At 40.3% G+C, this 18,379-nt stretch carries 18 protein-coding genes and 1 other annotated feature; of the genes, 10 read left to right on the top strand and 8 right to left on the bottom strand.

Annotated features, from left to right (window positions below):
* Nucleotides 1-2: 2 nt before the first annotated feature.
* Complete coding sequence (locus MHB66_RS16435; protein WP_046313072.1) at nucleotides 3-737, bottom strand: alpha/beta fold hydrolase; 735 nt, start codon at nucleotides 735-737, stop codon at nucleotides 3-5.
* Nucleotides 738-926: 189 nt separating this feature from the next.
* Here MHB66_RS16435 and MHB66_RS16430 point away from each other — a divergent pair, with 189 nt between their 5' ends.
* From MHB66_RS16430 to MHB66_RS16410, 5 genes are all read left to right on the top strand, one after another.
* Nucleotides 927-1,775 carry a YitT family protein gene (locus MHB66_RS16430; protein ID WP_024426245.1) on the top strand — a complete coding sequence of 283 codons (849 nt, stop codon included), beginning with the start codon at nucleotides 927-929 and terminating at the stop codon, nucleotides 1,773-1,775.
* Nucleotides 1,776-1,823: 48 nt separating this feature from the next.
* Nucleotides 1,824-2,153 carry a cytochrome c551 gene (gene cccB, locus MHB66_RS16425; RefSeq protein ID WP_024423602.1) on the top strand — a complete coding sequence of 110 codons (330 nt, stop codon included), beginning with the start codon at nucleotides 1,824-1,826 and terminating at the stop codon, nucleotides 2,151-2,153.
* A 383-nt stretch (nucleotides 2,154-2,536) separates the two neighbouring features.
* Nucleotides 2,537-3,223 (top strand): cell division ATP-binding protein FtsE, encoded by a 687-nt coding sequence (gene ftsE, locus MHB66_RS16420; RefSeq protein ID WP_024423601.1) that lies wholly within the window; start codon nucleotides 2,537-2,539, stop codon nucleotides 3,221-3,223.
* Nucleotides 3,216-4,106, top strand: coding sequence for a permease-like cell division protein FtsX (gene ftsX / locus MHB66_RS16415; protein WP_034281079.1), 891 nt, complete (start codon nucleotides 3,216-3,218; stop codon nucleotides 4,104-4,106). Before ftsE ends, ftsX begins: the two co-directional genes overlap by 8 nt.
* Before the next feature lie 110 nt (nucleotides 4,107-4,216).
* Nucleotides 4,217-5,479 (top strand): M23 family metallopeptidase, encoded by a 1,263-nt coding sequence (locus MHB66_RS16410; protein ID WP_034281077.1) that lies wholly within the window; start codon nucleotides 4,217-4,219, stop codon nucleotides 5,477-5,479.
* A 49-nt stretch (nucleotides 5,480-5,528) separates the two neighbouring features.
* On the opposite strand, the gene MHB66_RS16405 is transcribed toward MHB66_RS16410, so the two are convergent.
* A complete protein-coding gene (locus MHB66_RS16405; RefSeq protein ID WP_024423598.1) occupies nucleotides 5,529-6,269 on the bottom strand; it encodes a sulfite exporter TauE/SafE family protein in 741 nt (246 codons plus the stop codon).
* 153 nt (nucleotides 6,270-6,422) lie between these two features.
* On the opposite strand from MHB66_RS16405, the gene MHB66_RS16400 reads away from it, so the two are divergent.
* The 3 genes from MHB66_RS16400 to MHB66_RS16390 all read left to right on the top strand — a co-directional run bounded on the left by MHB66_RS16400 (nucleotide 6,423) and on the right by MHB66_RS16390 (nucleotide 9,825).
* Complete coding sequence (locus MHB66_RS16400; protein ID WP_046313074.1) at nucleotides 6,423-7,871, top strand: S41 family peptidase; 1,449 nt, start codon at nucleotides 6,423-6,425, stop codon at nucleotides 7,869-7,871.
* A gap of 344 nt (nucleotides 7,872-8,215) precedes the next feature.
* Complete coding sequence (locus tag MHB66_RS16395; protein WP_007500014.1) at nucleotides 8,216-8,569, top strand: swarming motility protein SwrAA; 354 nt, start codon at nucleotides 8,216-8,218, stop codon at nucleotides 8,567-8,569.
* Nucleotides 8,570-8,637: 68 nt separating this feature from the next.
* A complete protein-coding gene (locus MHB66_RS16390; protein ID WP_024426241.1) occupies nucleotides 8,638-9,825 on the top strand; it encodes a PDZ domain-containing protein in 1,188 nt (395 codons plus the stop codon).
* 9 nt (nucleotides 9,826-9,834) lie between these two features.
* Here MHB66_RS16390 and MHB66_RS16385 read toward each other — a convergent pair whose 3' ends face one another.
* Nucleotides 9,835-10,200 (bottom strand): winged helix-turn-helix transcriptional regulator, encoded by a 366-nt coding sequence (locus MHB66_RS16385; protein WP_046313076.1) that lies wholly within the window; start codon nucleotides 10,198-10,200, stop codon nucleotides 9,835-9,837.
* A 227-nt stretch (nucleotides 10,201-10,427) separates the two neighbouring features.
* Here MHB66_RS16385 and MHB66_RS16380 point away from each other — a divergent pair, with 227 nt between their 5' ends.
* A complete protein-coding gene (locus tag MHB66_RS16380; protein ID WP_034281073.1) occupies nucleotides 10,428-11,102 on the top strand; it encodes an NAD(P)H-dependent oxidoreductase in 675 nt (224 codons plus the stop codon).
* Nucleotides 11,103-11,191: 89 nt separating this feature from the next.
* Nucleotides 11,192-11,417 (top strand) — a binding site (T-box leader).
* Between the two features lie 75 nt (nucleotides 11,418-11,492).
* Nucleotides 11,493-12,842 carry an amino acid permease gene (locus tag MHB66_RS16375; protein ID WP_034281072.1) on the top strand — a complete coding sequence of 450 codons (1,350 nt, stop codon included), beginning with the start codon at nucleotides 11,493-11,495 and terminating at the stop codon, nucleotides 12,840-12,842.
* A gap of 193 nt (nucleotides 12,843-13,035) precedes the next feature.
* On the opposite strand, the gene MHB66_RS16370 is transcribed toward MHB66_RS16375, so the two are convergent.
* The 5 genes from MHB66_RS16370 to MHB66_RS16350 form a co-directional block, all read right to left on the bottom strand.
* Nucleotides 13,036-14,451, bottom strand: a complete 1,416-nt coding sequence (locus MHB66_RS16370; protein WP_034281071.1) for a HAMP domain-containing sensor histidine kinase — start codon at nucleotides 14,449-14,451, stop codon at nucleotides 13,036-13,038.
* Entirely contained in the window at nucleotides 14,448-15,134 is a 687-nt protein-coding gene (locus MHB66_RS16365) for a response regulator transcription factor (protein ID WP_034281069.1), read from the bottom strand. The genes MHB66_RS16370 and MHB66_RS16365 overlap by 4 nt, the downstream gene beginning before the upstream one ends.
* Nucleotides 15,131-16,114: a YncE family protein gene (locus tag MHB66_RS16360; RefSeq protein ID WP_046313079.1), complete on the bottom strand. Its 984-nt coding sequence runs from the start codon at nucleotides 16,112-16,114 to the stop codon at nucleotides 15,131-15,133. Before MHB66_RS16360 ends, MHB66_RS16365 begins: the two co-directional genes overlap by 4 nt.
* A 273-nt stretch (nucleotides 16,115-16,387) precedes the next feature.
* On the bottom strand, nucleotides 16,388-17,722 hold the full coding sequence (locus MHB66_RS16355; protein ID WP_046313083.1) for an MFS transporter: 1,335 nt from the start codon (nucleotides 17,720-17,722) through the stop codon (nucleotides 16,388-16,390).
* A gap of 40 nt (nucleotides 17,723-17,762) precedes the next feature.
* Nucleotides 17,763-18,335 carry a TetR/AcrR family transcriptional regulator gene (locus MHB66_RS16350; protein WP_046313085.1) on the bottom strand — a complete coding sequence of 191 codons (573 nt, stop codon included), beginning with the start codon at nucleotides 18,333-18,335 and terminating at the stop codon, nucleotides 17,763-17,765.
* Between the last annotated feature and the right edge of the window lie 44 nt (nucleotides 18,336-18,379).

The raw sequence follows: 18,379 nt of genomic DNA, 5'->3' as shown, positions 1-18,379 counted from the left end.
TATTATGGGAGCTTTTTTGCTGGCTTCAGCCAGTCAAGCATTGTCTGGATGAGATCATTTTGCTGCGACAGGGCTGGAATGTCCGCTGGCTGATCCCCTTTTTGTTTGCCATACATGCCAAACTGCGCATGATTCCCGCCTTTTATTTCATGATAAACGGTTTGAGACGGCAGATTTGCTTTCGATTTTTTGATTTTCTCTTGTGTTGCCAGCCCATCCTTTTCACCTGAAATAGAGAGGATTTTTAGTGACAATTGTTTCAGGTCATCTGATGCTGGATAAGATGCTAGGAAAAAGAGTCCATCGAGCTTGCTCTGATTTTTTTCTGCAAACATAGCGGCAGCTGCCCCGCCAAGTGAATGTCCGCCAATATACCAGTGTTTGATCGATTGGTGATCTTTGATGATGTCCTGCGCTTTGTTTGGATTGAAGATCGCAAAGGAAAATGGCATGTCAGGGATAAAGACAGAGTAGCCTTTTTTCATCAGCGTATCCCCGATATAGGCATATGCAAGTGGTTCCACCTTTGCCCCAGGATAGAGAATGATGCCAGTATCACTTTTTGATGTTTCAAATGTATAAACATTGTTTTTATGTTCCACTTGCTCCATGTTCACTTGTTTTTTTAATGCTTCTGATGGTCCATATGTAAAGCGGCTCCATGTATAGAAAGCACCAAAAGCTAAGATGATCAGTGCAAGTAATGTCATACCTGTTATCTTCAGTATTTTCTTCATCGCATGCCCCTTCTTTCTCATGTACATATTAAATATACCATCAATTCATCTTATGCCAACCGGCAAGTACGCTGATCCGTCTGTGTGATAAAGTATTAATCCATTAGCACTGCATTTGGCTGTTATTTACAATCGTTTTAAGAGGGATTAAAATAGGTGTGCATTCAGAAGTAACGGAGGAAGAAAGACATGAAGCAGGGACATTCACAATTTTGGATCGAAGTGAAAAATTATTTGTTCATTTTAATCGGATCTGCCATCGTGGCGATTGGTTTTAATACGTTATTATTACCGAATCAGATTGCAGCAGGCGGTGTGAGCGGCATTAGTACCATTATGCAGTCATTCGGCTTTGAAGCGGCGTATGTGCAATGGGGGCTTAATATTCCCCTGTTTATCGCTGGCTTTTATTTATTAGGCGGTACATTTGGAGTGAAAACACTCGTTGGCTCGATTTTTTTACCTTTCATGGTGTTTGTCACAAGACATATTGCACCTGTCACACATGAAGCACTGCTGGCGGCTATATTTGGCGGTGTGGTCATTGGGATCGGAATAGGGCTCGTGTTCCTTGGGAATGGATCAACGGGTGGAACAGCACTCGCTGCCAAAATCATCAATAAGTACACAGGACTCACGCTAGGCACCTGTTTAGCGATGATGGATGGCTTGATTGTTCTGGCTGCGATGACGGTCTTTGGAATTGAAGAGGGGCTGTACGCGGTCATTGGTGTGTTTATTTCTAGTAAAACGATTGATGTGGTACAGGCTGGCTTCAGTCATTCAAAAATGGCAATGATCATTACAGGGCATGAAGATGAGGTCAGACAGGCGGTTTTTGATCAAATTGACCGCGGTGTGACGAAGATCTCAGCAGTCGGAGGATATACCGATCATGACCGCCCAATTTTGATGTGTGTCGTTGGGCAGTCACAATTCACAAAGTTGAAACAAGTGGTGAAAGCAATCGATGCATCAGCATTTGTCATCGTGATGGATGCAAAAGAGGTGCTTGGTGAGGGTTTTAAAAGGGCATAAACAAGGATATAATAGCGTTGACCAAATGATTGTAAGGGAGGGAAATAGATGAAAAAAAGCGGATTAACGATGCTATTTGCAGCGATGCTTCTTGTTCTCGCGGCTTGTGGAGGAAATTCAAGCAGCAGCGACAAAGAAGGCAGCAAAAGTGCATCATCTGTGAGCAGTGGTGAGGAGATCTATCAGCAAAACTGTATTGGCTGTCATGGGAAAGACCTATCTGGCGGAGGCGGTCCAAGCCTGAAGGAAGTAGGGAAGAAATATAATGAAAGCCAAATCGCAGATATTGCGCAAAACGGTAAAGGCTCTATGCCAAGCGGTATGGTAGATGAGAAGCAGGCAAAAGAAGTAGCAAAATGGCTTGCAGAGAAAAAATAAAACCTTTGTCTAATCGACAAGGTTTTTTTGTTTTTTTATATGTAGAAAAAGACTTTTGGATAGTATGAAAACGCATTATATTAAATTTTATTTAAAAAATAAGGGTATAAAGGCATGTTTTTTGGTTTTGATTGTTCTATTTACCTTTTATTTATAAGTTTTGAAATATAAATGTAATACCATTGCGTCGATTCATGACGTATAATTGGAGTTGTTGAAATTTAGACGATTCAATTTTTTCATCTTTTTGGATGAAAAGGACATAAATTGTTAGTAAGTATCGAAGGGTATGTGCGTGACCATACATAACGTTTTTTGACGAGAAGTGTCAAAACATCATGATAAGCTGTTAGTCAGCGAATAAGAAAAGATTAGGTGATTACATGATTCAAATGAAGGAAGTCTACAAGATCTATCCTAATGGCGTAAAGGCGATCAATGGAATCAATGTCTCTATCCATCCAGGAGAGTTTGTGTATGTTGTTGGTCCCAGTGGTGCTGGTAAATCCACTTTCATCAAAATGATGTATCGTGAAGAGAAGCCAACCAAAGGGCAAATCTTAATTAATAACAAAGATTTAGGCTCAATGAAGGAAAAAGAAATACCTTACGTAAGAAGAGAAATTGGCGTAGTATTCCAAGATTTCAAGCTACTCCCAACTCTTACTGTGTTTGAGAACGTAGCATTTGCTCTTGAAGTGATTGGTGAACAGCCTCATATCATTAAGAAAAAAGTGCTTGATGTTCTCGATCTGGTTCAGCTAAAGCACAGAGCGCGTCAATTTCCTGACCAGCTGTCCGGCGGTGAACAGCAGCGTGTGTCTATCGCCCGCTCGATTGTTAATAGCCCTGAGGTCGTCATTGCAGATGAGCCGACAGGAAACCTTGACCCAGACACTTCTTGGGAAATCATGAAGACGCTCGAAGAGATTAATAACCGCGGAACAACAGTGGTTATGGCGACACACAACAAAGAAATTGTAAACACCATGAAGAAACGCGTCATCGCAATCGAAGATGGAATGATTGTGCGTGACGAAGCAAGAGGGGAGTACGGAATTTATGATTAAAACTCTCTCGCGGCATTTACGTGAGAGCTTCCGTTCACTTGGAAGAAACACGTGGATGACATTTGCATCAATTAGTGCGGTTACTGTCACATTGATTTTAGTTGGGGTTTTCCTTGTGATTATGCTCAACTTGAATAACATGGCATCGAACGCTGAAAAAGAAGTAGAAGTAAAAGTATTAATCGAATTAACGGCGAATCAAAAGCAGCAGGATGAATTAAAAGCAGAAATTGAAAAGATTCCTGAAATCAGTAATGTGAAGTACTCATCTAAAGATGACGAACTGAAAGCACTGATTAAAAGCTTCGGAGAAAATGGACAATCCATGGGACTTGTTGATCAAGAAAATCCATTAAACGATGCGTTTATTGTGAAAACAACAGATCCTCACGATACACCAAAAGTAGCAAAGAAATTAGAAAACCTAAAGGGTACATATAAAGTAACCTATGGAAAAGAAGAGGTCAGCCGACTCTTCAATGTAGTTGGAGTAGCGCGTAATGTCGGCATTGTGCTCATTATTGGGCTGTTATTTACAGCTATGTTCTTAATCTCCAATACGATCAAAATTACGATTTTTGCTAGACGTAAAGAAATTGAGATTATGAAGCTGGTAGGTGCAACGAACTGGTTTATCCGCTGGCCATTCTTCATTGAAGGATTATTGCTTGGTGTATTTGGTTCCATTATACCAATTGCCCTATTGCTTGGCACGTATCAATATGCAGTTGGCTGGGTCGCACCGAGAGTACAAGGCTCATTTATTTCCATGCTTCCATACAATCCGTTTGTCTATCAAGTATCACTGGTCCTGCTAGTGATCGGTGCAATCATTGGTGTATGGGGAAGCTTAACGTCTATCCGTAAATTCTTAAAAGTATAAATATATTTTGATGGCAGCATTCGAGGATTCTATAGAAGATGTGACCGGTTGAACCGATTCATCCGGTCGGCTCTTCATGTCGACAGTTGTCATGGGAGGGGAATATCGTTTTGAAAAGAAAGCTGATGATGGCTGGAATGGCAGCGTTTATTGGAACAACGTGGCTATACATTCCAGGGAACGAGAATCGTGCATTCGCATACGAAGACCTAGATCAAAAACGTCAACAAATCGAAGAGAAAACATCGAAGACTGAATCAAGCTTGAAGAAGAAGAAGTCAGAGCTGGCAAAGCTTGAAAAGAAAGAATCAAAGCTCAAGAAAGAAATTGAACAAATTGACCAAAAGGTAAGTACTGCAACTGAAAAAGTCGCTGAAAAAGAGAAAGAAGTTAAAAAAACGAAGCAAGAAATCAAGAAGCTAAAAAAAGACATTCAAGTCATCAATGAGCGAATTGAAAAAAGAAAAGCCATTTTCAAAGACCGGATTCGTTCAATGCAAAAAAGCGGCGGTACGATCAACTATTTAGATGTGCTGCTAGGTGCTCGCAGCTTTAGTGATTTTGTCGGTCGTGTTGGAGCTGTCACAACAATTGTCGAAGCAGACAAAGACATGATTACAGAACATGAAAATGATTTAAAGCTGGTGGAGCAAAAAGAAGCAGAGCTAAATAATCAGCTAAGCGGACTTGAAACATCTTTGAAAGAGCTAGAAGCACTGAAAAAAGATTTATCTAAGAAGCACAAAGAAAAAGAACACATTTTAGGTGATGTGACAGATAAAAAAAATCATGCACATGATGAACTAGGCAAGCTTGAGAATGAACAAGAAATCCTAGCGAATCAAAAAGCGGCTGTGAAATCTGAGGAAGCACACCGACAAAAGGAAGAAGCGAAGAAAGCAAAACAAGCAGCTGAAAAAAATGCACCTGCATCTCACAGCGGCGGCTCAGATCAAGTATCTGATACACCAGCAAGCAGCTCAGGCTTTATTAAACCAGCGGCAGGGCGTTTCTCATCTGGCTTTGGCGGACGTTCTGGCGGAAACCACTTCGGATTAGATATTGCAGCAAAAGGCACAGTTCCTGTCTATGCAGCAGCATCTGGAACAGTCACGAACTCCAGCTACTCATCGAGCTACGGAAATGTTGTGTTCATTACGCACAATATCAATGGACAGACATATCAAACTGTATACGCCCACCTGTCTACAAGAAGTGTGTCAACAGGACAGAGAGTCGAACAAGGACAATTCCTTGGATATATGGGAAATACCGGCCAATCGCATGGTCAGCATCTTCACTTTGAAATTCATAAAGGATTATGGAATGGCGCAAAATCAAATGCAGTCAATCCAGCGCAATATATCCGCTAATCAAAAAGCCGATAACATGATGTTATCGGCTTTTTTGACCTAGATAGAATTAAAATAACAGCAGTAATCCGGCAATAATAGGTGTTAACAGAACAGCTGATTTCAATAAGAGCTTCGGTGCAAGGCGTGTGAATTTCGCGCCGATAAATGCGCCTAATACGGTGCCAATTAATATTTGGATCAGCAAGATAAAATCAACATAGCCCTCTGAAATATATCCAATTCCACCGCCGATGGAAATCGGAATAATGACAAGCATGGTCGTGCCAACGGCTTGCCTTATCGACAGCTTCAGTAAAATCAAAAGTCCTACTTGAATGAATGGTGCAGACCCGATACCAAACATGCCTGACAGCATCCCAGACACAAGGCCTAAAATAATGCCTCTTGTCATCAGCTGACGAGAAGAAAGCGGCTGCTGCTCAGCCTCTTCATTAAGAACAAATAGTTTGATCATCATAAAAACAGCGGATAAAAAAAGCATCCCTGCTGTTAAATAGTGCAGACTCTCTTCTGGAATAAAAGGAGCAACCTTAGCCCCAGCAAAAGAAGCGATACAAGCAAGTGCCCCGACAATCAAACCAGATTTCAGCTGAATGTTCCCTTCCCGGTAGTGGCTGTATGCACCTGATAGGGTCGTAAATGCCATGGCGGCTAATGACGTCCCGAGTGCGGTATGAATAGGGATATCAAAAATTAACGTAAGCAATGCGATGACAAATCCTGCCCCGCCTGCTCCTACAAAACCTAATAAAATTCCTAATAAAAGCATCGTCAAGATAATATACATAGCGAAGACTCCTTCTCAATCATAACAAAATAAAAATTACACCTAATAAAATGATTCGTCAAGCCTTCACGGGAGAATGTCTTTACATGAAATCCCTTCTTCTGGCATATAATAACTCAGGTCATCAGGAAGAGTTGAAGAAGGAGGCCAAATATGAAAAAACAAATCGCATCTATTATGGCAAGTGTCGTTCTCTTAATAAGTGCAGGTGTGATGACGCATAAAGAGGGAACTCATGCGGAGTCACCGCAAGCAGCAGCTGCAATGGCTGGACAAGCTCAATCAAGTGATAAGGCGAAAGAGAATGGGATGGAAAAGATCGAGAAAGCCTATGACCTTATTTCAAATGAATATGTAGAGGAAGTGGATCGGCAAAAGCTGCTTGAAGGCGCGATCCAAGGAATGCTTTCGACGTTAAACGATCCGTATTCAGTATACATGGACAAGCAAACCGCAAAGCAATTTTCTGATTCGCTTGATTCTTCCTTTGAGGGAATTGGGGCAGAAGTGGGGATGGATGAAGGAAAGATCATTATTGTCTCCGCCTTTAAAAAATCCCCTGCGGCAAAAGCAGGTCTAAAGCCGAAAGATGAAGTCATCAGCATAGACGGTGAGCCGATGAAAGAAAAAAGCTTAAACGATGCTGTACTGAAAATAAGAGGAAAAAAAGGAACGTCTGTCGCCTTAACAATCAAACGAAACGGGATTGAAAAAGAGCTAACGTTCCATATCAAACGAGAAGAAATCCCGCTTGAAACAGTGACTTCCTCTGTAAAAGAGGTAAATGGTCATAAAACAGGCTATATTGCGATCTCCAGCTTCTCTGAAGATACGGCGAAGGATTTCACTTCAAGCTTGAAACAGCTCGAGAAAAAGGGCATAGAAGGCCTTGTACTGGATGTGAGAGGAAACCCTGGCGGCTATCTGCAAAGTGTGGAAGATATTTTGAAGCATTTTATTACGAAGGATCAGCCTTATATTCAAATCGCAGAACGGAATGGCGACCGGAAACGATATTTTTCAAAACTGAAAGAAAAAAAGCCTTACCCAGTCAATGTCTTAATTGATAAAGGCAGTGCTTCCGCTTCGGAAATACTTGCTGGAGCCATGAAAGAAGCTGGAAAGTATGAAGTCGTCGGTGATGTCTCCTTTGGAAAAGGAACTGTGCAGCAGGCGGTTCCGATGGGAGATGGAAGTAATATTAAATTAACGCTGTATAAATGGCTCACGCCAAAAGGCAATTGGATTCACAAAAAAGGCGTCGTACCGACAATTGCGATTCATCAGCCGGATTACTTTACCGCAGGTCCGCTTCAGCTAAAAGAACCGCTTCAGCTTGATATGAACAATGAAGAAGTGAGACAAGCGCAGACGCTGTTAAAGGGATTGTCATTTGACCCTGGCAGAGTAGATGGATACTTTGATGAAGAAACGAAAAAGGCCGTACTTGCCTTCCAAAGCACATACAATCTCGATAAATCAGGTGTCATTGATATGAAAACAGCGGAAATGATGAACAAAATGGTGGATGAAGTGAAATCATACGAAAAAAATGACCTTCAATTACAGACTGCACTAAAAGCACTATATCTTAAAAAATAAAGAGGCGAATAATAGCCTCTTTTTTTTGGTTCATAAGTGTCATGAACATGTAATAATTTATGATTAAAAATAAATTATATCGAGAAATATATTCATTTATTTTACAAAAAACATAACATTCCTTCAATTTTACCCGATAACATATGTATATAAGAGACTTTCTGTTGATTTAAACATGTCATGAAAATGAAACTTTTGAAAGTTGTATGTTACATAAATAATTCTTACAATAAAAAGTAGCACTCATTTTAAATATTTTATTTTTTGCGGATATTCAGCTTGAGCATGAAGCTGTACCGAGGTTTGCGCTTTTCTTAAAAGAACTAGTAAATGGGGGTACACAATTGAAAAGGGCAAGTATTGTGAGAGAGAAAAAATATTACGAGTTGGTAGAGGAACTTAAGAGTCGTACGAAAGATGTGACGTTTTCCGCTACAAAGGCATTAAGTCTGCTCATGCTGTTAAGCAGGTACTTGGTCAATTACACAACGGTAGAATCAGTCGACGAAATCGATGAAGACTGTGCTGAGATATACTTCAATTATTTAATGGATAATCATAAGAGACTTGGTATAAACTTAACCGACATCAAGAGGTCGATGCAGCTGCTCGGCGGCATACTAGATGTAGATGTCAATCACTACTTAAAAGATTTTTCACTGTCGAATGTCACACTTTGGATGAATCAGGAGAAATAAACCTGATGTCAAGCATCGATTTATTTGATAGAATAAGAGAAAATGCTTGACTTGGGCGGTGAACGATAATGAGCTCGGAGTGGATGGGAGCTGGATTAAAAGCGGTCGGTCTGTTTTTAATCCATCCTCTTTTTTATTTCATGATATTAATCAGCCTATTGCATGGCTACATCCGCGTAAAGCGGGAGAGAAAAGCGTTTCAAACAAGAATAGAAGATGTATACGATGAACTTAAATTTACATATTCAAAGGGATGGATTCTAGGGATTTGCCTATCCGTTATTTCAGTAGGCTTAGGGATTGCCCTCCCCCCTGGATTCATCGTGCTGATTGCAGCGATGACCATCGTTTTCTCTTTATTCTTTAAGGCGAGTGCGCTTTCGTCTGCATACACACTCGGTTTCAGTTTTATTGCGGCACTTGGACTGATGCATTTCCAAGTGAGTCATTCTTGGCTGCCGCAGCTCTCAATGATGAATGCATCAGCCGTTGTCATTCTGCTAGGACTTCTATTAATGACGGAGGGGATTCTAGCCTATCGAACGGCGCATTTACGTACATCGCCTGCTATGGTGATGAGTGCGAGAGGACTTTTAATTGGTCAGCAGCGGGCAAACCGTCTGTGGCTTTTACCGCTTGTTTTGCTGATGCCGGCAGGTGAATTCACTTCTTCTCTGCCATGGTGGCCGGTGCTTCAAGTACATGATCAAAGCTTTTCATTTATTTTGATTCCATATATCATCGGATTCGGTCAGAGAATTCAAGGCTCACTGCCAATTGTTAGTATTCAAATTACAGCGCGGCGTATTCTCATGCTCGGACTCGCTGTCGCCTTATTAGGTGCTGCAAGTATTTGGTTTGAACCGATTGCTTGGGGAGCTGTATTGATTGCGGTGATAGGAAGAGCCTTTCTCTCATGGAAACAGAGGGTCAATGACAATGCTGCTCCGTTCTACTTCTCTAAGCGTAATCAAGGGCTGATGGTGCTGGGGATTATTCCAAATACACCAGCGGCTGATTTAAAGCTTGAGATCGGAGAAGTCATCACAAAAGTGAATGGAATTGAAGTCAAAACCGTTTCGGAATTTTATGAAGCCCTTCAAACCAATCGTGCTCTAACAAAGCTCGAGATCATTGGCTTAAATGGTCAGACAAGATTTGAGAAACGTGCTTCTTACGAAGGGGAGCATCATCAGCTTGGCATCCTGTTTGTAAAGGATGATCCACAGCAAGAGCCAACGGCAATTTCATCTTAAAAAAAGCTGCTAGAGATGGCAGCTTTTTTCTTTTGGGCGCGCTTCTCTCCCATAGGATTCGCCCCATTCACGCATGGCGAAGATGATAGGCTTTAATGTATTTCCGAGAGAAGTGAGTGAATATTCGACACGAGGGGGGACCTCCTCATAGACTTCTCTATGAACAATGCCGTCTTGTTCAAGCTCACGCAATTGCAGTGTGAGGACACGCTGAGAAATTCTTGGCAGCAGCCGGCGCAATTCATTGTAGCGTTTTGGTCCGCAAGTCAAATGATAAAGGATGACTCCTTTCCATTTCCCTCCGATGACACTTGTCGTCACTGAAACGGGACAGCCATGATTGACAATACTGACTGGATTGGATGGTGCACTCATCTTAACACTCCTTTCTAAGACAAATTTGGTGATACACGAACAAGATGGTACCTAACGAACAAAAATGTGCGTACTTGAATCACTCGAAGCTTTTCTTATACCATAGGGATATCACATCACACATTCGGGCTGTTGTTTTTTTATCATAACAATTTCTATATGGGAATGGAAAGAAATTGGATTGATGAAACTAACGCCCTAATTGGTTAATAGAAAGGATGAATACAATGCAAGACAAAGAGCAATTAAAAAAAGAAATCATTGAGGCGTATGAGTTCCGCCATGCGACAAAAGAGTTTGATCCAACGAAAAAAATATCAGAGGATGATTTTGCATTTATTTTAGAAACAGGAAGACTTTCCCCAAGCTCTGTAGGATTTGAGCCTTGGAAGTTCCTCGTTGTTCAAAATGAAGCATTTAGAGAAAAATTAAAAGAGTATACATGGGGGGCGCAAAAGCAGCTTCCTACTGCCAGCCATTTTGTGATCATCTTGGCAAGAACAGACGCCCGTTATGATTCAGCATATGCAGAATACATCAACAAGCAAATCAAAGGAATGTCAGACGAAACGTTCGAGATGGTGAAGGGACGCTATCAAGAATTCCAAGAGAATGATCTTCATTTGTTAGAAAATGAACGTACGCTCTTTGACTGGGCTTCAAAACAAACGTATATTGCCCTTGGAAACATGATGACAGCCGCTGCGCAAATTGGCATTGATTCATGCCCGGTCGAGGGATTCAGCTACGATGAGATTCATCGCATTCTTGATGAAGAAGGGCTGCTTGAGGATGGCCAGTATGATATTTCTGTCATGGCAGCCTTTGGTTATCGTGTCACCGAGCCAAAGCGCGGCAAAACGCGCCGTCCGATGGATGAAGTCGCTGTTTGGATTCGTTAAAAGAGAATGTCTGAAAAAGGATGTTGACAATTGCGTGGTTAGTCAGTATATTTAAAAAATAAAATCTTTGATGAATATACAAATTGACTATAAACGCTTTGACTTGAGAATAGTAGATGAACATCCGTTTTTTTAAGAGAGCTGCGGGTTGGTGCAACGCAGTAAAACGAATCATTGAACTCGCTCAAAGAGCGGTAAGACTGAATGAATAGTAAGTCTTTACGTGTGACCTCCGTTAACGGGTTTTAAGTTGGATTCAGCTATGGCTGAATCAATTAGAGTGGTAACGCGGTTGCAAGGTCAGTCGTCTCTTCAAGGAGATGACTGGCCTTTTTATATGTTTTTATCCTATATTTGTCTGAAGATTCAAATTTAAAGGAGCTATAGAAAATGGAAAAGGAACATGTGCAGTTAAAACGAACAATGACGTCAAGGCATATTATGATGCTCGCACTTGGTGGTGCAATAGGTGCTGGTCTGTTTAAAGGAAGCAGCTCTGCTATTGATATCGCAGGTCCTGCTGTCATTTTGGCATATATGATTGGTGGTCTTATTTTATTATTTATTATGCAAGGACTTGCCGAAATGACAGTTGCACGACCTGGCGCAAGAACATTCCGTGATTTAATTGAACCGGTGTTAGGGAAATATCCGGCTTATTTCTTAGACTGGATATACTGGAAAATGTGGGTGCTGAACATTGCAGCAGAAGCAATCGTATCTGCGATCTTTATTCAGTACTGGTTCCCACAGGTGCCGATTTGGATACTTGTGTTAATCATTTCACTTGTTGTGACATTGATCAATGTTTGTTCTGTTAAAATGTTTGCTGAGACGGAGTACTGGTTAGCTTCTATTAAAATTGCTGTCATTATTTTATTTATTATCATTGGGTTAACCATGCTGTTTGTCTCATTTGGTCAGCATGCTGCACCGGGATTATCCAACTTAACCGACCACGGAGGATTTTTCCCGAATGGAACAGGCGGCTTAATTGCGGCCATGCTTGTGGTGGTGTATTCATATGGCGGGACTGAAATGATCGGGGTCACATTAGCAGAAACAAAAAACCCTGAAAAAGTCATCCCAAAGGCCATTCAAAGTACATTTGTACGAATCATCGGTTTCTATGTACTGCCGTTCTTCATCATCGTCAGCTTGATTCCCTGGAATCAAGTAAACAATGAGCAAGTGAGTCCATTCGTCACCGTGTTTGCAACGATTGGCGTGCCATACGCAAGTGACATCATGAACGGTATCATTTTATTAGCGATCTTGTCTTCTATGAACTCTGGGCTGTACGCATCCTCAAGGGTACTTTATACGCAAGCGATGGATGGGCGTGTATGGAAGGGCTTCTCAAAGCTATCAAAACAGCAGGTGCCTGTCAGAGCGATCCTAGTGTGTACATCTACATTGTATGCCGCTGTGTTGATTTCTCTTTTTGTAGGAAGTCAAACCTTTAATTATTTAATGGGATCTTTAAGCTATACGGTCTTATTCATTTGGTTTATTATTGCTGTCGGGCATTTGAAATCTCGAAGTGTAGCAGAACCAGGAGGATATCGTGTGAAGCTGTATCCTTTCACAACATGGTTTTCTGTGATTGCGATCATTGCCATTTTCATCGGCGTTGTGTCAACAACTCCAATTGTCCAAACGATGGTCACAATGGGCATTTATCTGATTATTACTCTTTCTTTCTTCATCAACAGAAAGCGGTTTGAAACAGCTGTTTGATTTAAAAGCGTGCAGGACGTTCTCAAGAAGGTCTTGCACGCTTTTTTTGTGATAGTATTTCGTGAATGAAGCATTCAGCTCTCCCTTTTGAAAAATAGAATATGTGATGAAAAAGGGATTACAAATAGTGGTTGTTAAGAAGACTGTTCAAATGTAGACAGCTGATTCTCATAGATAGTCTTCATCTCATTTGTTATTTGGTTGGCACGTCTTCAGTGAAAGGAGTATTTGGCAGCTGAATGATGGCTGTCGTACCAATGCCAGGCTCAGATTGAATGTCGAATGTTCCATGATGTTTTTTGATGATTTGATAGACAACGGCTAGTCCAAGGCCAGAGCCGCCATCCTTTCTTGTTCGTGCTTTATTTACACGATAAAATCGCTCAGAAACATGTGGAAGATCTTCTTTTGGAATACCGCTGCCTTCGTCGGTCACTTTCAATTCAGCAACACCTTGGTGAACTTGTAATTCAATCGATATTGATTTCCCAGATGGCGTGTAATGAATGGCATTGTCCAGTAAATTACGTATCACTTGTTGGAGACGGTCGCTATCACCATAAACAATACAATCCTCTTCTAGCGTTCGTTTGAAAATAATGCTTTTTTTGTCAGCGATGAATGCCATTTGATCAAGAACATCGTGGATGAGCTGTGCAAAGACGACTGGCTCCATCGTAAGTGGATAAGAGTCACCTTCTAACTGTGCAAGATCTAAAAGGTCGTGCACAAGCCGGCTTAAACGTGTGGCCTCATCTTGGATGATTTGCATCCCCTTTTTTTGATCAATGACCCCTTCTTCAATTCCTTCTGCATAGCCTTTCATATAACTTAAAGGCGTTCTAAGTTCGTGAGAGACATTCGCAAGAAATTCCCTGCGGTGCTGCTCAACTTTTTCGAGGGTTGAAGACAGTTTATTAAAGGAGCGGCTAAGCTGGTTTAACTCGTCTCCTTTTTTAGTTACGGCCATTCGTTTTGAGAAATCGCCAGATTCCATTTCCATTGCAATTTCTTTCATTTTATTTATTGTCTGTACAATGTGATTGGAGCTCTTATATCCGATTAAAAATATCAGGAGCAGAATCAATGAGATGGATATACCCAGCGTCAATCTAATTTGGACAAAGGGTTCATATACATCTGATAATGGCATGGAGAGGAAAATAGTTCCCGATAGATCATCATTGCTTGAGAAAACAGGGATGGCGATGCCAAGAATATCTTGGTGAAACTGTGGGTGTTCTCTAATTAACACGACGGTTTCACCTTGAAGGAGCTTTTGGCGTTCCTTGAACGTAATGAGATTATCATTTGTGTTCGTATCAAAAGGAAGACCGCTTGAAAGCTCCATTGGATCATCTGTAAAAATAACGTTCGCCTGACTTGAGTCATTTGCCCATTTCATTCTGTCGGTAAAATACTTGTCTTTCCCGTGTGTGTGATAGATTTCTGCAAGCTTCTTACCTTGCAAACTTAAGGAATCAATCTGTTTATCAATATATAAGTGCTGGTATAAGTAAAAGGTAAGGGCAAGCGCTGAGGCTGCAACGATTCCGATCACTGCAAGAATTAAGAAGAGTACTTTCTTTTTAATCGATAATGGCTTCATTCTTCCTCCTCAAACTTATAGCCGACACCCCAAACGGTTTTAATATATCGTTCTGCTTCCTTTAACTTTAGTCGCAGCGTTTTGATATGTGTATCGACTGTTCTTAAAGAGCCGCTCATTGAATGTGATTCCCACAATTTTTGATAAAGGTGTTCTCGTGAAAACACTTGTCCTTGGTTGAGCAAAAGAAACATGAGTAAATCAAATTCTCTTCTTGTTAAATTAACGGGCTGTTGATGGAGGTAAACTTGTCTGCCATCTTGATCAATCTCCATGTCACCAATCTGTATTCGGCTGCGCTTTAGCGAAAGACCTCTAATTCGTCTCAGGGTTGTTTCAATTCTTGCTGCAAGCTCACGCAGACTGAAAGGCTTCATGATGTAGTCATCCGCTCCAATTTCAAGTCCTCTAATTCGGTCCTCTTCATAACTCCTCGCTGTTAAAAATAAAATCGGTATTTGAGATGTTTGTCGAATACGCTGACAGACTTCAAATCCATCCATGTCAGGCATCATGATATCTAATACAACAAGATCAACAGATTCCTTTTCAAGCTGATGCAAGGCATCTTTTCCATTATTCGCAGTGATAATGTGAAAGCCATGTCTCTTTAAAAAAGATCCGATTAACTCAAGCATATCAAGCTCATCATCTACGATTAAAATACGCATTTGTTCCTTCATTTCTTTTCCTCCAACACGATAGCGTAAGGTCCTGATGGGACATTCAGTTGATTTTTCATGATAAATGAGTGTTTATCGATGATGGATACTGAGTTGTCATCCAAGTTACTCACATAAATTGATGACGTATCAGCAGTGATATAATTCGGATTTTGACCAGTTTCAACAGAAGCAAGCTGTTTATTTGTTTTGGTATCTACTTTGTATAGCGTATGATCTCCATGACATAGTACATATAAAGTAGAAGAATTTTTCTCTGGAAAAAATGCAACAGGCATAACGCCTAGCTTTATTTCTCGCTGTTTCTTGCCTGTTTTAGGGTCATAAGCAAAAATACTCTTATTTAATGTGCCTTGTTTACCATGACCGCCGATCCAAATGGACTGTCCATCAAAATGAATCCCAGAAGGCCGTTCAAGTACAGAAAACGTACGTGTATTTTTTTCCTTTTCAATATCTATGACGGAGACAGTATGACTTTCTGCATTTAAAACAAATAAAATACCTGACGAAGAAAGAGTCATAGAAGAAGGTAATTTTCCAGTTTTTACAGTCGATTTTATTTTTTTGCGCTCCGTATCAATAAAATAAACGACATTTTTCTGTGAGTTGGCAGCGATTAATGTATGAGAAGCTGCATCATATGTAAGGGAAGTCAGTCCTTTATCCACATTCATATAATCTGCTGCTGTCCCGTGTTTTAGATTAATTTCGATAAGGGATTCTCCCTCTTTACTAGTAGCGATGATGACGTCTTTATTGATTTGAATAAGATCAGTGAGTGGGTGTTTTAAATCCACAGAAGAGAGCATTTTATTTTTTTGTATATCAACTATTGAAAAGGAGGCTTTTTTTAATTGAGAGATGACAGCGATGGATTGAGAGCTGCCTGGCGGCGTAAATTGCTGTTCTTTTCCACAGCCTGTAACGAATAAAAGTAGAGCTGATAAACAGATCAAAACATATTTCACACGTTCCATTCTTCCGCTCCTTTGCTTTCTCTATTTTCAAAATCATACCACAAAAATTGTGAAAAAAAATTGAAGTTATCTATGCTGAAAGAATGAAAAAAAGCTTTTAGGTAAGTGAGGGAGACCATTTGTACCTGAAGTTCCTGTTTTGTCTGGATCATATGCCATTTTTTCTTTCTTAAAAGATGATTTTCAGGATTTGATGGATGCACTCGCTATAGTTTACAGTGATACAAATGACGAAAACTCCCCGCTCTAAAGAAACATAGAGCAAGGGAGTCATTAGGCGGAATGTTCGGATGATGGGGAGGTGGATTTGGTTCGTACACGTTGAGATAAAAAGAAACCAAGAATGCCTGCACCCATTAATACAATAAATAAAGATTGAAAACCACTCATGATCCCAATCAATGTAGACGAAATGATACTGCCAAAATATCGAAAGGTAGAGAAAATGCCAGATGCTGAACCAGATAAGCTTTGATCAACAGACGTTAAAGAAGCCATCTGCATACTGGTCATCCCAATACCTGATGAAATTCCACCTGCGACAAGTGTCACGATAAGCAGTGGTAAGGTAGGGAACTGACTGAGTGTGATTAACATGATGCCTGATAAAGTGAGACAGAGAAATGAAAAGCCAATCATTTTTTTCGCGCCTTTTTTCGGATGGAGTTTTGCCCCTAACAAGCCGCTAATAGACATGCAAAGAGAAAATACTGATAGAATAATACCGCTTTGTGTATGAGAAAGTGCAAGTTGTTGTTCCATAAACAGCGGCATAATTAGAAGAATGGCATACATCACAAAATTACTCAGCATGATCGACAGGTTTGCATTTGTAAATGAACTGTTTTTAAAAAGCGACAAATCGATGATCGGATTCTTTACTTTTCGTACATGTTTAAAGAATAAAGGAATGACGATCAACGCTAGAATTCCATAGATCAAGTATTCATTTAGCAATTGGCTTTTAGTGCATAGAATGAGTGTGGCAATCCCGATGGTTAAGTATATTGAACCAGTGATGTCTACATTTGCTTGTAAGCGTGTATGCTTTGTTTTCGGAATGAGTAATACGCCGGTAACAAGTGTAAGGAACAAGAATGGGATATTGACAAAGAATATAGAGTGCCAATCAAAACTCTGAATAAGAATCGAACCAATAAAAGGTCCAAGTGCGGCACCAATACCGGCTCCAAATCCAAAATACCCCATTGTTTTAGACAGTTTTTTGGGGGATACTGTTGCACGAATCAATGCAATGCTATTCGGTGTTAAAATAGCACCGCCAGCTGCTTGAATGGAACGAAAAGTGATGAGAAAAGCTAGATTAGGAGCTAAAGCACATCCAATTGAGCCAATTAAAAAGAGCATGACCCCAATTAAATACATTCGCCTGTGTCCGTATATATCTCCTAACTTACCAGCGATAGGTTGAGTGACTGCCATGACAATAAGGTAAATCGTGACAACCCAAGTGATGTTTGCAAGAGATTGATCATAATAAGTTGATATGGATGATAGAGCGACAGCGATCATCGTTGAATTGACGGGAACTAGTATAGCTCCAAGCAACAAAGAATAGATGACGAAACTCTCTTTTTTTAACCTCAATGTGTATACCACCTTTTGTAAAAAAGAAGAATTCCACCCTTTAAGCGGGAGAAATTCCTCTCATGAAAATGTGTGTGCATGTTTCAATAAAATCTTCTTTTTGTGTGAGAACGAGTTGAAAATCTTGCTCTAGCTGCTGAATGAAAAATCCGAAATACGTACTAATGAAAATGTCTGCATAAATGTCTTCATTTCCTTTTAATACATGATGCTGGGCACCCATCTTTTTGAAATATTGTATGAGCATTTCTCTCAATTCTTGAGGGTAAATCTTTTCATGACTGGTTAAATCCTTAAACATAGCCGGTTCTCGCATGCTGATATAAATAAATTCTTTTTTGGAAGTCAAATCTTCAAGGAAATAGGTACCGAGAAACTTTAAATCGGTGTATAAATCGCCTTTGAATTCTGCTTCTAGGGTTTTTGTCGGTGTTGATTTCATTTTCATAATGGCAGCAATGACGCCGCGTTTGTTTTTAAAGTTGCGAAAAATAGTTGCTTCACTCACATTCGCTTTTGTCGCTATTTCTTTGGTTGTTGTTTTTTGATAGCCCTTTTCAGTTAATAAATCCATTGTTGCGCGAATGATTCGTTGATTTGTAGATTTTAACAAGCATACTCACCTCAGGTTATGAATGTGTTTGCAACAAAGTAAGT

The sequence above is a fragment of the Bacillus sp. FSL L8-0167 genome (assembly GCF_038630295.1).
Classification (GTDB): domain Bacteria; phylum Bacillota; class Bacilli; order Bacillales; family Bacillaceae; genus Bacillus; species Bacillus safensis.
Note: the sequence above shows the minus strand (reverse complement) of the source record. Positions and strands in the feature narration are given on the sequence as shown.

Bases quoted from the DNA above. Each gene is read 5' to 3' on its own strand.
- MHB66_RS16435 (WP_046313072.1), bottom strand. From the start codon at position 737: ATGAAGAAAATACTGAAGATAACAGGTATGACATTACTTGCACTGATC.
- MHB66_RS16430 (WP_024426245.1), top strand. From the start codon at position 927: ATGAAGCAGGGACATTCACAATTTTGGATCGAAGTGAAAAATTATTTG.
- cccB (WP_024423602.1), top strand. From the start codon at position 1,824: ATGAAAAAAAGCGGATTAACGATGCTATTTGCAGCGATGCTTCTTGTT.
- ftsE (WP_024423601.1), top strand. From the start codon at position 2,537: ATGATTCAAATGAAGGAAGTCTACAAGATCTATCCTAATGGCGTAAAG.
- ftsX (WP_034281079.1), top strand. From the start codon at position 3,216: ATGATTAAAACTCTCTCGCGGCATTTACGTGAGAGCTTCCGTTCACTT.
- MHB66_RS16405 (WP_024423598.1), bottom strand. From the start codon at position 6,269: ATGTATATTATCTTGACGATGCTTTTATTAGGAATTTTATTAGGTTTT.
- MHB66_RS16400 (WP_046313074.1), top strand. From the start codon at position 6,423: ATGAAAAAACAAATCGCATCTATTATGGCAAGTGTCGTTCTCTTAATA.
- MHB66_RS16390 (WP_024426241.1), top strand. From the start codon at position 8,638: ATGAGCTCGGAGTGGATGGGAGCTGGATTAAAAGCGGTCGGTCTGTTT.
- MHB66_RS16385 (WP_046313076.1), bottom strand. From the start codon at position 10,200: ATGAGTGCACCATCCAATCCAGTCAGTATTGTCAATCATGGCTGTCCC.
- MHB66_RS16380 (WP_034281073.1), top strand. From the start codon at position 10,428: ATGCAAGACAAAGAGCAATTAAAAAAAGAAATCATTGAGGCGTATGAG.
- MHB66_RS16375 (WP_034281072.1), top strand. From the start codon at position 11,493: ATGGAAAAGGAACATGTGCAGTTAAAACGAACAATGACGTCAAGGCAT.
- MHB66_RS16370 (WP_034281071.1), bottom strand. From the start codon at position 14,451: ATGAAGCCATTATCGATTAAAAAGAAAGTACTCTTCTTAATTCTTGCA.
- MHB66_RS16365 (WP_034281069.1), bottom strand. From the start codon at position 15,134: ATGAAGGAACAAATGCGTATTTTAATCGTAGATGATGAGCTTGATATG.
- MHB66_RS16360 (WP_046313079.1), bottom strand. From the start codon at position 16,114: ATGGAACGTGTGAAATATGTTTTGATCTGTTTATCAGCTCTACTTTTA.